Source organism: Gemmatimonadota bacterium, from assembly GCA_009841265.1.
Taxonomy (GTDB): domain Bacteria; phylum JAAXHH01; class JAAXHH01; order JAAXHH01; family JAAXHH01; genus JAAXHH01.
Genome location: VXMB01000014.1, coordinates 368378 through 380721, shown reverse-complemented (window position 1 = coordinate 380721; position 12344 = coordinate 368378). Strand labels below are relative to the sequence as shown.

At 63.6% G+C, this 12344-nt stretch carries 10 protein-coding genes; all 10 read right to left on the bottom strand.

Annotated features, from left to right (window positions below; all coding sequences use genetic code 11):
- Positions 1-5: 5 nt before the first annotated feature.
- A complete protein-coding gene (locus F4X08_14230; GenBank protein MYD26955.1) occupies positions 6-1466 on the bottom strand; it encodes a hypothetical protein in 1461 nt (486 codons plus the stop codon).
- A 62-nt stretch (positions 1467-1528) separates the two neighbouring features.
- Positions 1529-2239, bottom strand: coding sequence for an ABC transporter substrate-binding protein (locus F4X08_14225; protein MYD26954.1), 711 nt, complete (start codon positions 2237-2239; stop codon positions 1529-1531).
- On the bottom strand, positions 2163-3149 hold the full coding sequence (locus F4X08_14220; GenBank protein MYD26953.1) for a DUF3047 domain-containing protein: 987 nt from the start codon (positions 3147-3149) through the stop codon (positions 2163-2165). Before F4X08_14220 ends, F4X08_14225 begins: the two co-directional genes overlap by 77 nt.
- Before the next feature lie 33 nt (positions 3150-3182).
- On the bottom strand, positions 3183-4814 hold the full coding sequence (locus F4X08_14215; protein MYD26952.1) for a TolC family protein: 1632 nt from the start codon (positions 4812-4814) through the stop codon (positions 3183-3185).
- A 61-nt stretch (positions 4815-4875) separates the two neighbouring features.
- The gene (locus F4X08_14210) at positions 4876-6165 is read right to left on the bottom strand and encodes a CDP-alcohol phosphatidyltransferase family protein (protein ID MYD26951.1); all 1290 of its coding nucleotides are present in this window, start codon (positions 6163-6165) and stop codon (positions 4876-4878) included.
- Positions 6162-7745: an oligosaccharide flippase family protein gene (locus F4X08_14205; protein ID MYD26950.1), complete on the bottom strand. Its 1584-nt coding sequence runs from the start codon at positions 7743-7745 to the stop codon at positions 6162-6164. The genes F4X08_14210 and F4X08_14205 overlap by 4 nt, the downstream gene beginning before the upstream one ends.
- Entirely contained in the window at positions 7685-8458 is a 774-nt protein-coding gene (locus F4X08_14200) for a class I SAM-dependent methyltransferase (protein ID MYD26949.1), read from the bottom strand. The genes F4X08_14205 and F4X08_14200 overlap by 61 nt, the downstream gene beginning before the upstream one ends.
- A complete protein-coding gene (locus F4X08_14195) occupies positions 8455-9906 on the bottom strand; it encodes an NTP transferase domain-containing protein (GenBank protein ID MYD26948.1) in 1452 nt (483 codons plus the stop codon). The genes F4X08_14200 and F4X08_14195 overlap by 4 nt, the downstream gene beginning before the upstream one ends.
- Before the next feature lie 40 nt (positions 9907-9946).
- The gene (locus F4X08_14190; GenBank protein MYD26947.1) at positions 9947-11833 is read right to left on the bottom strand and encodes a hypothetical protein; all 1887 of its coding nucleotides are present in this window, start codon (positions 11831-11833) and stop codon (positions 9947-9949) included.
- Positions 11826-12296, bottom strand: a complete 471-nt coding sequence (locus tag F4X08_14185) for a BlaI/MecI/CopY family transcriptional regulator (protein MYD26946.1) — start codon at positions 12294-12296, stop codon at positions 11826-11828. The genes F4X08_14190 and F4X08_14185 overlap by 8 nt, the downstream gene beginning before the upstream one ends.
- Between the last annotated feature and the right edge of the window lie 48 nt (positions 12297-12344).

Here is a 12344-nt window from a genome sequence, read left to right as displayed (position 1 = left end):
TGCTCCTACGCCACCGCGCGCGTGGCGGCGGTGACGGAATCTCTGCCGTCTATGGTACCCCTGACGGAACGTCCCGTCAGGTTCAGCATGGCGGGGAACACGTCCACGGTGCGGACGCATTCCGCCGCAATGTCCGTGTTCATCATCAAAGGCACGTGCATATGGTCGCGATGCAATGAACCGTGGGTCGACTTGTGCTCGGGATGTTCATGCCGGAATCTCAGATCGTAGCCCTTTCGGGCGCTGACGATCATGTCTCCGGACCGCGGCGAACCGAAGACGCGCAGCAGTTGGTAAAGCGCGTCGGGATAGTCCGAGTCGTACGTGGCGGAGAGCATCTGCTCATGGGACGCTTCGGCCGGCATGCCGCCGTAGCCGAAAGGATCCTTGCCCTCGAGCACCCGGTACCCGATACCGCCGGGCATCTCCCTGATTTCACTGATCCCCCGGCGCCCGCAGACGATGACCGAGTCCTCCCGGGTCGCCGCCACCAGGTCTACCGCCTCCTGTTCGAGCAGGGCCTCGATGGGATCGGTTTCCCCCAATGCGCGGATCTCATCGTATGAAGGCCTTTCTTCCCAGGTTTCGCCCTTCTTCAGGTAGATATGCGCCATGCCGTTGCCCGAGACCATCATTGCCGCGTCGCATCCACCGCGCAGGATCCGGGGATAGTACAGCGTATTGAATCCGATTTCGTCGAGAAAGGACCATAGCTCGAAATGCGTATGGGTGGAGGTCAGGCCATGATCGCTGGAGACCACGAGAAGCGTGTCGTCCAGCATGTTCAGCTGCTGAAGCCGCTCCGCCAGCCCGCCGAATCCCCGGTCGAATGCCCGGTAGGCCTCCAACGTGGTGTCCGAAAACGGATCGGTATAATGGGAGTATTCGTCCACCGCCGGGAATACGACCGACAGGAAATCCACGCCCCGGTCGACGGCCCGGTCGATGTACCTCCAGGCCGCGGCGTCCATGACCTGCCACCGGCCGGATAAATGGGCGTAATACAGGTACCAGTTCCTGGTCAGCAACGTCCGGTTTTCGAATATGCCCAACCCCTTGTTCACCAGGCTGAACACCCCCGCCGGGCGTTCGAAATATTCGAAGATGGTGTGGATACCGTCCCTAAGATCGCTGTCGATATAAAGTCCACCCGGTCCCACGTAACTGCGCGCCTGCCGGAAATGGGTAAGCCCCTCCGGCTGGGACCGGTCGAACCAGCGGATGCCGGGGAGATTGCACGTACCGGGCGTACAGCCGGTCAAAAAGGGCACATGGGCCGGACCGGTCGTGGACGGGAACGAGGTCACCGCTTTCCGGTAATCTCCCCGGTCGAGGATGTATCGCCGCAGGGACGGAAGTTCGCCGGCCTCGATCATTTTCCGCATGACGTCTTCCCGTGCGCCGTCGACGAGGAAAAAGATACATCGATTGTAGGCAGTCGCCGCCATTCCGTCTCCTAAAAACATAGGACATCGTTACATTACTCAATTCGAGTATACAGTACAGGCTTGAAAGTATACTCGTTTCGCTATTCTATTTCAAGGGTTTTCGCACGCAGGGTGTTGAGCAATTCGTCGTAGGATGTCCTGCTGATCTTCTTGTAGAATGCGTCCCGGTTGGCCAGCGCGACACTCGCCCCGTCGATCACCATGTCATAGATGAGCCATTCGCCCGCTTTGAGCTCCATCTTGTAATCGACGAGCGTTTTAGTGCCCTTGTACCATAGCGTCGTTCTCACCAGCGACCGGCTGCCCCGGGTTTCTTCCCCGTCGTACGTCGTCCTGTCCGATCGCTTGCGCAGCTTGTCCAGTGCCCGGCTTTCGGTCCACCTGCGCAGGACCGAAACGAACTCCTCCCGCTCGGTGTCCGTCCGCTCCCGCCAGTGCCTGCCGAGTGAAATGCGGCTGTGCCGTTCGAAATCGAACCCGGAGACGACGGCATGGCGCACCAGGCTGTCCATTGCCGCTTCGGTGGCGGCCCCGTCCAGGGCGCGTAGCGCGGCGTCCCGCTGCTTCAGCGTCTCGATGGGCGAGTATTCCTGCGCGTAACTCCCGAAAGCCAGCAGCGACACCGCAGCCCAGGCGGTAAAGCGTCCCAGGCGGCGGACCGCACGGCGATTCACATGCATTTCCCACCTCCATCCTTTCTTGCTGCAGGCCGGATCAGGACCCGGAGTCCCGGCGATGAACCACGAAGTCGTCGTAATCTCCCCTGGAATCCGTTCCCGTCGCGTTGCCATCCGTCAGAATGCCGATCCCGACGGCTTTCCTGGGCGGCTTCTTCCCGAAGATCCGGACATAGTCCGCATGCACGTCGACCGACTCCTCGACCCACTGTCCGAGTTTCTCCTTTCCGGTCTCGAGTACGATCACGTGGGGGCGGCCGATACCTTCGCGGCGGTAATGGGTACCGACCGGCACGGTGGTGCTCCAGACATATTTCAGGGTCTTGGGCACGCCGATGAAGTTCTGGTCCAGGACCACGTATACGGCCACGGAACTGTCGTTTTTGGATCGGATGCGTTCATCGCCGTCTTCGGGCAGGACCGTCGCCCTCCATCGCCAGGACAGCACCGGGTATTCGTTCGCATCCCATTCATTGACTTGCTTGAGAATGATGACGGAGGAGCCGTCGTCTGCCGCGTGGAGATACCGGTTGCCCTTCTCCTCCCGTATCGTGTACAAACTGCGGGCCAGGTCGTCGTCGCCCCGCCAGGCTTTCCAGGTCAGGGGAAAGCCGCCCGGGGCCGAATCGTCGAAGGCTTCGATCGTGATGGACTTTCGTTGGCCATCGCCCCGCTGGGGAGGGGACGCATAGTCCGCATAGCCCGCATGGTCCGCATGGTCCGCCCGCGCGACACCCGGAAAGAACGAGGCGGTCCGCGGCCAAACCGTCCAGGCCGTCCTGGACTCTGGGGCCGTCAGCACCTGTGGCTCCGAGTCCGTGCGAAGGACGGAAGACGGATCGATGAACGCGGCGCAGATCAGCAGGCCCGCGCCCGCCAGCAATCCGAACGCCCTGCCGGCCGGCCAACCCCGCGCTCTGCTTGCCGGCGTGCTCTGCACCTTGTACGCCGGCGTGCACCGCGCCTTGCGCGCCGATGTACCACGTCCCAAACCCGCCTCCCCACGCCTATGGTTCATTCCCATCCTCCGTTCCGTGCTTCAAACGCGGCACCGTGATCAGCGCCGCCCATTGTAAATCCCGTTGCCGGTCACATGACCGAGTTCGGCCAGCGAAACCCGGTACTGGTACAGCGACTGCCGGTACGCATGTTGCATCTTCGCATGCGCGGTAAACGCGTCCAGCAGTTCCGAACTGTCTCCGGTAACATCGAAACCCAGTTGAGCCGATGTCAGCCATGCCCTGGCGGAGCGAAGGGCCCGGTCGCTGTTGACCACGTTGGTACGGGCCTCGATCACGTCGCGGTAGGTCTGCTCCACCTGCAGCGCGACCGCGCTCATCGCCTGGGATTCCTTGCTCACCAGCGCTTCCAGTTCCACCTTGCGGGCAATGTACTTCGCGCGGGTCAGGCCGAAGTTGAAGTTCTGGCGCAAGGTAATCACGGCACCGCCGCGAAGGAAATTGAACTCGTCCCTGAGAAAAGGATTGTCGAGCTCCGGCCTGTGCGGTGCGATGCCCCACTGGAGCGATCCCGCCAGGGCGATCTGGGGGTAGAAGTCGCTCCTGGCCACCTTCAGCAGCGCCCGGCGGGCCAGCACTCCGGCCCTCAGCTGCCGGATGTCGTACCGCCGGTTCTTCGCCCGTTCTATATAATCGTCCAGTTCTTCGAGGTCCGCCGGTTCGATCTCCGCGGCTGTATGGACGATATCGAAATCAACGGAGCGGTCTATTTCGAGCAGGGTCTTCAGCGCCGCCCTCCCCATTTCGATCGACTTCTCGGCCCGCGCCCGGCTCTGCTGCACCTCGAATTCGAAGACATCGATTTTCAACAGGTCGTTCTGGCCGACGTCTTCCGAGTCCTCCTCGATCATCTCGTTTACGCGGTCCCGGGCCTCCTGTACCTTTTCTACGCTATCCAGGATGATGTCCCTGAGTTCCCCCGCCAGTACGAGTCCGTAGAACAGCTTCTTCACCTGGAACGCCACGTCGAACTTCCGGGATTCCACGGCCGCCTCGCCCGCTTCGAGACCGTACCCGGCCGCCTTCTTCGCGTTACTGAGCTTCCCGAAGGTGTACAGTGGCTGAACCAGTTCGATCTGCGTGCGTGAGAAAACGCCCAGATCGGTCAGGTCGCTCCGGATGGTCTCGATCTGTTCCGTGTCGCCTTCTATGCCCGGCGCGGGACCGAAGATATTGGTCCATTGCAACCGGGGTGTGATGCCCGCGAATCTCGCTTCGCTCAACCTGGCTTCCAGGCCTTCGACGGTAAGGACAGCCTGTTCGATATCCGGACTGACCCGCAGCGCCCGATCCACGCATTGTTCCAGCGTCATCCGGACAGCCTGGACGGACCGGACGGCCTGGTCATCCTGGTCGGCCTGGACGGGTCCGTTCGGGCTCTGCGCGAATACCGGCCCCGCGATCAGCAATACCGCCAGGATGTGAGCCAGAACACGAAACACGATGCCTCCGCTTCTCGCAGGGGTCTTCTCACCGTACGGGTCGACGCGCCGTGATATCTGTGGTCGCCGACCCGCCATAATCGATGTAGTCGCCGACTCACTGTGGTCGCCGTAATCGCCGACTCGCTTCACGCGTCGACCCACCGCAATCGTAAATGCTCGCTTTCTCAAGTATATTAGACGCATCTGTCCACCTATTGATCCAACAAATAGCGATGGCCGGTCCATGCACGGAAGTGGCACATCCGGCGAGCGTACCCGGTTCCCTTAGTTCTCTCGACCGGCGGAATCAGGACCTGTCGGCAGGCGACGGTTGCGACAGCAGCCAGATCGCCCGCGTCCAATGGAACGCCGCCGTGATCACCGTCCAGATCGCCACGCAGGTGAACGCTTCCTCCAGCATGCCGACCGCCATACCCGCGAGCAGCAACAGGACATTCGTATTTCGCCGGGCGCCGATACGGCGAAAGAAGCGATCCACGGGCGCATAGTCAAACAGTTCTATGCCCTGCCTGGACTTGAACATCCCCGTGGCCGCCTTGTCAAACAGGTAAAATAACGTGATCACCGTGGCGAGCACAAAAGGACCGACCGCCTCGCCGCCGGCACTGAGCATCCACCCCAGTGCCCAATACCAGGTCAGTTCCCAGACCACATCAAGGATATGTTCGTAACGGTCCCCGAACCGGGTGCACCGCACCGTCACGCGGGCCAACTTGCCGTCGACACCGTCCAGCACCCCGACGATAAAGGCGATCGCCAGTCCGGCGGCCAGGTATCCCGTACCCATCTGTCCCGCGGCCAGAAGACCGGTGGTCAGAAAGGCGAGCAGTATAGAGAGGGTGGTTACCTGGTTCGGCGTCACAGTACTGGCCGAAATCCATTTCGTAAGCAGGTTTTCAAGGGGCGGATGGATGAACTCCGCGGGAAAATCCAGCGTGCCCTTCTGCGCGGCGTCGGTCAGCAGGGCCTCCGCACGGCGGATCTTCAGGTCCGAATCGACGACCAGCCACCAGGGGGGCAGACTTCGTCTCAGATCCACGATATAGGGATCCATTTCGCGCAGGTCGAATACCGGGCAGGCCGATTCCTGCACCGAGTCCAGCGCGGACCACAGCGACTCGGAGCCGGTCCAGGACGTCGTGATCCCTGCAAGGAGGTCCGCGTCCGCCACCAGCAGCCTGCAGGATTCCCTGACCGACGAGTCCTCGGCTCTCCGGTTCGGGCTGCCGTCGATCATGGCCCGTAGAACCCGAGGGTCGTACAGGTGGCCGGCGTCCATGACCAGGGCCCTTTCGTCCTTCCCGGGCAGCCACCGGGTGGGGCTTTCGTCCGCACGTACGTAATGGACGGCGTCCAGTTCCCGGAACCAGCGATCGTCGAATCCCTCGACCCGGATATTCGATTCCCGGACGTTCGATCCCCGCCCGGGCGAAGGTCCGACGACCGTGACCTGCCGGGCCCCCAGGGATGCGAAGACCCGGAGGTGTCGCTCCAGCAGCGATATGCCGTAAATCGACCGGCCGGCTCCGGCCGCCAGGGCGTCCGTATCCGCGAACAGGACTACGCTGAATCTCATGGTCGGCCCCGTCCGCGCAAGCGTCGAAGGGCGACCCGGTCATCCTCTTCCAACCCCAGGAGACCCAGGACGCCGAGGTAGGCGGCCAGGAAGATCGTGGGCAGCGCGGCCATGCGAAGCCACGGGATATCCGGCGCGTAGACGCCCGCCAGGTAAGCGCACGCGAAGGCGGGGACCGCTGCGGCGCATGGCTTCAGGATGCGCCAGGACAGGGGAAGGATCCGGAACAGGTGATACACTTCGGCCAGGCGGATCAGCGTCAACAGCCCGAAAGCCGCCAGCGTTCCCAGGGCCGCGCCCAGGATGCCCAGGGCCGGTATCAGCCACAGGTTCAGGACGAAATTGACCGCCACGACCGCGACCGTATTCACGAGATTCAGCCAGGGCCGGCCCGACATGATGAGCACGGTATCGCCCGAACCCATGGCGGCGTAGACGACCTGGCTCATGGCCAGGACGACCATCGTCATGAATCCCGCGACGAATTCGGATCCGAAAAGTCCAAGCAGTTCGTTACCGACCAGCGACACCACGCAGAGGAACGCCAGGCCGATGGTCAGCACCCACCGGGTGACCAGCCGCAGGTTGAGCTCCAGCCGCCGCAGGTCGTTGCGGTGATTCAGTTCGGCCACGATGGGACTGAAAACGGGGTCGAACCACTGCCGGACCTTCTTGGTCACCAGGGCGATTTCGACCGCGATCACGTAAACCCCCACCTGTGCGGCCGGCAGAAAGTAGCCGACCATGAGCACGTCCAGGCGGATCATGAACATGTAGACCAGTTCATAGCCCATGACCGGCAGCGAGAAGCGGGTCAGCGGGGTGACGGCCCGCAGTGCGCGCAGGTGGGCAAGACAGGCCCGCCAGGAATAGAACCTCGTAAACACGTAAACGGCGTATAGCAGGCCGCAGGCCAGCGCGGCCAGGTGGGCCGCGGCGATGCCGTAGGTGCGCCAGCCCAGGTAGAACAGGACACAGGCCGCCCCGAACAGCACCAGCGGCTCGACCGCGCCCCGGACCATGGCGTCGTGCTTCATGACCTTATGCGCCCGGGTGACGCCCAGGATAATCTGGGTCAGGGCGATGAGCGGCAGGCCGACCGCCAGCAGCCGAAGCATGCCGGCAAGCCGGGGCTTGTCGAGCAGGCCGTCCGCCAGGGGAGCCGCAGCGGCATAGAGCGCGGCGCCGATCCCTGCGCTCAGCAGCAGGCCCACGCCCAGGGCCTGCGCGATGGTCCGGTGGATGGCCTCCGTTTCCCCGTCCTCGCGCATGCGCGGGATGAAATTGACCAGCCCCTTGTCCAGCGAGAACTGGCCGACCTTCGACACGAGGTCCACGATGGTCCACCCGAGCATGTACAACCCAAAGATCTCGGCGCCGAACAGCCGCGTTAGGACGATGAACGACACGGACTTGATCAGCCGCGCTACCGTTCCAATGAAATTGACGGCCGCGCCCCGGGCGATCGTCGATGCGTCGGACCGGGACCGGGTCGGAGCCGGCTGTTCCTGGGTACGCGTCATGATGGGGGATTCACCGGACCGGGGGTCATCCTGTCCGCTTCGATCAACAGGGTCCATCCCCGTTGGTTCCCGGTGAACAGGTTGAAGACCGCGGATACCATCCTGCCGGCCGATACCAGTCCCAACCGGATCAACGCCGCCGGGACCGCGTGCATGCGCTCCGTGGCGTAGCTCAGCCGGATCAACGCCAGGTCCAGCCGGGAACGAAGCAGGTACCTGTGCCTGATCAGTCTGAATCCACAGGCTTCCAGCAACGAGCCGACCGACGGGTGCGTATAGAACTGCAGGACGCTATGGCGTTTCCGGTGCTCGTCGCGCCAGGACTCTCGGATCACCTCGAGGCTCAGGCTGTCCAGGGTCAACAGGATGCGCCCCCCGGGCCGCAACACGCGCCACATCTCACGCAGCGTCTGCCTGTCGTCCGGCAGGTGCTCGAAGACACACAGGCTCATGACCGTGTCGAACTGCCCCGACCGAAGGGGGAACGCGTCCGAATGGGCGCAGACGAAACCCGTGAAGGGCGTCTTGTGGTGGGCCTGGGCACGGCGCAACTGGTTCCGGTCCAGGTCGAAACCGAACACCCGGGCGCCCCGAAGGGCGAGCCGGTAGTCATAGGTCCCTTCTCCGCAGCCGATATCGAGAATACGCTCGCCTTTGCGCGGCTTCAGCCAGCGTAACGCGGGGACCGTTTCCTGGGCCCTGCGGAAGTTGAAGTCCTTCCTGAGCCGGAGGGCGAAGAGTCCCCTTGCACGGTCCAGCAATCCGCTCATGAGCGCATGTCCCCGGCCACCGCCCGGTCCCGCGCCAGCAGCCTCCCCGTCGAAATGAATATGGCCAGGCCCATGGCCAGGCCGCCGGCCGTAACGGTCCAGAACATCCAGTTCAGCAGGTCGAGGGCGGCGAAACACAGCAGCAGCATGGTAAAGAAATCTCGTTTGGCCATCATCCTGAACAGGTTGAGCAGCCTGGAGAAGAGATGGCGCCGCCGTCCGACGGCGTGCGCTTCGAAGGCCCGGTTGAACCGGACCAGGCTGCCGCTCCCCCCGGTCTGCAGCAGATAATAGTACATTACGAGTATCGAGGCGGCCACCACGGCGACGGATCCCAGGCCGAGGTACCGGATTACCGTTTCCCCGGAGCCGCCCGCGTAGGCCCAGACCACGGCCGCGAAGAACGCCAGGTAGGTCAGGTTGTCCGTGATCGTGTCGAGCCACGAGCCGTATTTCGATTCACGGAAGGTCAGTACCGCCACCTCCCCGTCGCAGCCGTCGAGGATGGACGAAACCTGGAAAAGCAACGCGCCCAGCAGCACCGGCCAGTAGGCGCCGTCCAGCACGAACCACGCCCCGGCCAGGCCGGTAAGGAAGGTGGCCAGGGTCACCATGTTCGGCGTGACCGGCGTCCGGACCAGCCATCGGCTGATGCGGGTTGAAACCGGCCGGTTGATATGCCGGGATACCCATCCGTCTGTGGGTTTTACGAGGCGTCCCAGCAGGGCCTTCTCGCCTTGGGCCAGCATCTCGGGCGTATCCACGTCCTGCCAGTAACCATCGCCCACGTCGAAGGCGCGCATCCGCCCTTCCGCGGCAAGCGCCCGGATGCCGTCGCTCAACGCGCATCCCTCCGGCCCGTTCACCGCATCGAGGGCTTCGAACAGGGCCGGCGTACAGAGGAACATGCCGGTGTCCACCGCGTTGAACGCTTGCAGTTCCTTGTCGATGCGCACCACTTTATCCCCGCGCACTTCGACCTTGGTCGCGTCGTCCACGTCGTACACGCGGTCGATTTTCCGGTCGACGGCGAGCAGGCACTCCCCTTCGGCCACCGGTTCCTCGAGCAGACGCTCCAGCGTCCGTTGCTCGAAGAGGTGATCGGCCATGAGCAGCACGAACGGTTCCGCCAGGCGGGAGCGGGCGGCCAGGGCGGAAACCCCGTTGGGCAGATCCCACCGTTCGTTGTGCACCCATTCAATCCGGCAGGCGTCCAGACCGGGATCGTTGGAGAGGACCTCGTGAAATCGGTCCGCCTCGTACCCCGTTACGATCACGAAGCGCGTTACGCCGGCACGCGCGGCCGTCAATATGATCCGCTTGATCAACGGCACGCCGCATAGGTGCAACAGAGGTTTGGGCACCGGGCCGGTTATCGCCTGAAGGCGCACGCCCGCGCCGCCGGCGATGATGAGCGCCGGGACCGCTCTTCGGGAATGATGATCCATTTGCTGAATATTCAGATGGCCATGTGGACGAAGGAAGAAGCTAGAAGATCGCGGAAAAGCCCAGCGTCATCTCAGGGTAAGGACGAGAGATGACATCCAGTTCCTTCCGGTAGGATGCCTGTACGACCACGGCGACGTGCCGTTCCCAGAAGTAACGCAGCCCGACCCCGGCGTCGATCATGGTCATGTTCCGGTTCTGCGGCCTGATCTCCAGGCCGGCGCCCCATCCGAAGAAAGGCGTGAAGGAATCGCCCGGAACGAGCAGATTGTACCGGTAGAAGGCGCCGATCCGGGTGATCCGTTCGGCCTGCTCATCCTCTGAGGTTTCAAGCACCGTTCCCTGGGCCGACGAGGTCCCGAAACCGGCCAGTCTCCGGGCCCGAAGGAGGGAACCGCCGTACGGGGCGCCGGAAGGCCGCCGGGTATCGTCAAATGCTTCCGTATCGTTGGGCTTTCGAATCGAAAACACGCCTCCGAACTGGTGGGTCGGTGTAATGAAATAGCCGGCGCTCAGGGAGACCGTACCGGGATCGAACAGCTCATTGCCGGTCCGGCCCACGCCCTGCACCTCGATACGTCTCTGCCTGGCCTGGTTCCCCGCGGACAAAGTCCGATCCGGGATGACCGGTGGGGCGGCGTGGCCGAGCACGGCGGGGTTGATCCGGTCACGCTTCGTGGATTCGACTATCCCTTCTCGAGGGGGTACCGCCGGTTTTATCATCCTGGCGGCCATGGATCTGCGCGGTGCGGGCCGGCCGTCTACCATGGTCCTGCGACTGGCCGGACGGTCCGGCGGCAGGGGCGTGTCCGCCACCCGCGCGACCTGCGTCTCAGGGCCCGGATCTTCGTGATGCTGCGTACCGGGCGCCGTATCGACCCGGCCGGGAACCGTCGGTTCGCCGGGCATGCTCGTTCGTGGCGGTACAGGCACGTCTCCGGGGGCCTCGACCGCCGGCCGCAACAGGGGCATGACCGCGAGCAGCGAGCAGATACTGGCGGCCAGCAGCGGGAAGAAGGCGCGGTCCTTCCGGTTCACCGTCGAACCGAGCACGTCCCGGATACGCTGGGCCGCCATGGAGGCCGACCGCGCCAGTTCGAGGGCGGCCTGCCAGTGCGTCCGGACCCTGCCCGCAGCAACTTTCAACAGGGTGGATGCATAGCGCTCCGGCTGCCTGGAAACACGGACGACGTCCGCGTCGCAGGCCCGCTCCGCCTCGATCCCGGCCCGGTACGCGGCGTACCATACCGCGGGGTGGAAGAAGAAAAAGAACCTGCAGAACTGGACCAGGAAGACCGTAAGGTGATCCCGGCGGGCATAGTGGGCCAGCTCATGAAGCAGGACCTGCCTCAGCTCCGCGCTGGAAAGTTCCAGGATGCACCAGGAGGGAATCACGACGGCGGGGCGCCCGGCGGCGATCAGCACGGGTACCTCGAACTCGTCGGAGACCCTCAGGGCCACTCTGCGCTTCAAGCCCGATTCGGCCAGGCACCGATCGAATAGCGCGCTTACCCGGGGGACGGCGACCGGAACGGACCGCCGCCTTCGCCGGGACATGGTGATGACCGATGAACCGATGCGGTAGAGGCCGAAACCGGCGAAACCCATCCAGACCAGCCCCGCGACGGCGTAGACTCCGGATGCCAGGGCGTTGTGATCGCCCGCGGCGGGCAATCCATGGCTCGCCATCGACGCCCACGGGATCTCGAACGGTCCATGCCAGGGCAGCACGAGGGTCAGCAGCGGTTTGGCCAGAACCAGCAGCCAGAGGAAGTGCCGAATCCTGGCTGGGCATCCCGGGTTCACGAATAGCAGGGCCCAGACCATGACGCCGAGAAGCAACGCTTCAAGGCTCGGAAGCCACAGCAGGTCCACGACCTCCCGGCCGAACCGCTCGAAGAGGCCTATGGCGTGGACGGCATCAAGCATCCGATGCCTCCGGATTCGACTCCGACGCCACCGACTCCGAGGCCATCCGGTCCAGCAGTTTGCGCAGGCTCTCGGCTTCTTCCGCGGTCAACGCGTCCGATTCGATCAGGTGCAGCACCAGGGACTGCGGCGATCCGGCGAACAGCTTGTCCACGACAGCCCGGACGGTTTCCCGGCGCACGCCCTCGGGTTTCAGGATGGCGGTGTAGACATAGGCCCGGCCTTCTCGGGTATACCGGACCACGCCCTTCTGAGTGAGTATGGACAGGACCGTCTGTACCGTGGTGTACGCCAGGGGACGCTGGTTTCGAAGCGAATCGACGATCTGGCGCACCGTCGCCCGTCCCAGCCGCCAGACGACATTCATGATGTCGATTTCCAGGTCCGTCAACGACGACAGCTTCTTTCTCGCCATCTGTTCTCTTCTCCGGTTCACCACGCCGACGCCTCGAATCCGAGGCATTCGCGCACTGCGATTGCGACCAAAGATTTCGTTAGTTAAATGTATGGC

What these genes read in the sequence shown, in the direction of transcription:
- F4X08_14190 (MYD26947.1), bottom strand. Translation starts at nt 11,833, where the DNA reads ATGCTTGATGCCGTCCACGCCATAGGCCTCTTCGAGCGGTTCGGCCGG.
- F4X08_14210 (MYD26951.1), bottom strand. Translation starts at nt 6,165, where the DNA reads ATGAGATTCAGCGTAGTCCTGTTCGCGGATACGGACGCCCTGGCGGCC.
- F4X08_14185 (MYD26946.1), bottom strand. Translation starts at nt 12,296, where the DNA reads ATGCCTCGGATTCGAGGCGTCGGCGTGGTGAACCGGAGAAGAGAACAG.
- F4X08_14200 (MYD26949.1), bottom strand. Translation starts at nt 8,458, where the DNA reads ATGAGCGGATTGCTGGACCGTGCAAGGGGACTCTTCGCCCTCCGGCTC.
- F4X08_14225 (MYD26954.1), bottom strand. Translation starts at nt 2,239, where the DNA reads ATGGCAACGCGACGGGAACGGATTCCAGGGGAGATTACGACGACTTCG.
- F4X08_14195 (MYD26948.1), bottom strand. Translation starts at nt 9,906, where the DNA reads ATGGATCATCATTCCCGAAGAGCGGTCCCGGCGCTCATCATCGCCGGC.
- F4X08_14220 (MYD26953.1), bottom strand. Translation starts at nt 3,149, where the DNA reads ATGGGAATGAACCATAGGCGTGGGGAGGCGGGTTTGGGACGTGGTACA.
- F4X08_14215 (MYD26952.1), bottom strand. Translation starts at nt 4,814, where the DNA reads ATGGACCGGCCATCGCTATTTGTTGGATCAATAGGTGGACAGATGCGT.
- F4X08_14230 (MYD26955.1), bottom strand. Translation starts at nt 1,466, where the DNA reads ATGTTTTTAGGAGACGGAATGGCGGCGACTGCCTACAATCGATGTATC.
- F4X08_14205 (MYD26950.1), bottom strand. Translation starts at nt 7,745, where the DNA reads ATGGACCCTGTTGATCGAAGCGGACAGGATGACCCCCGGTCCGGTGAA.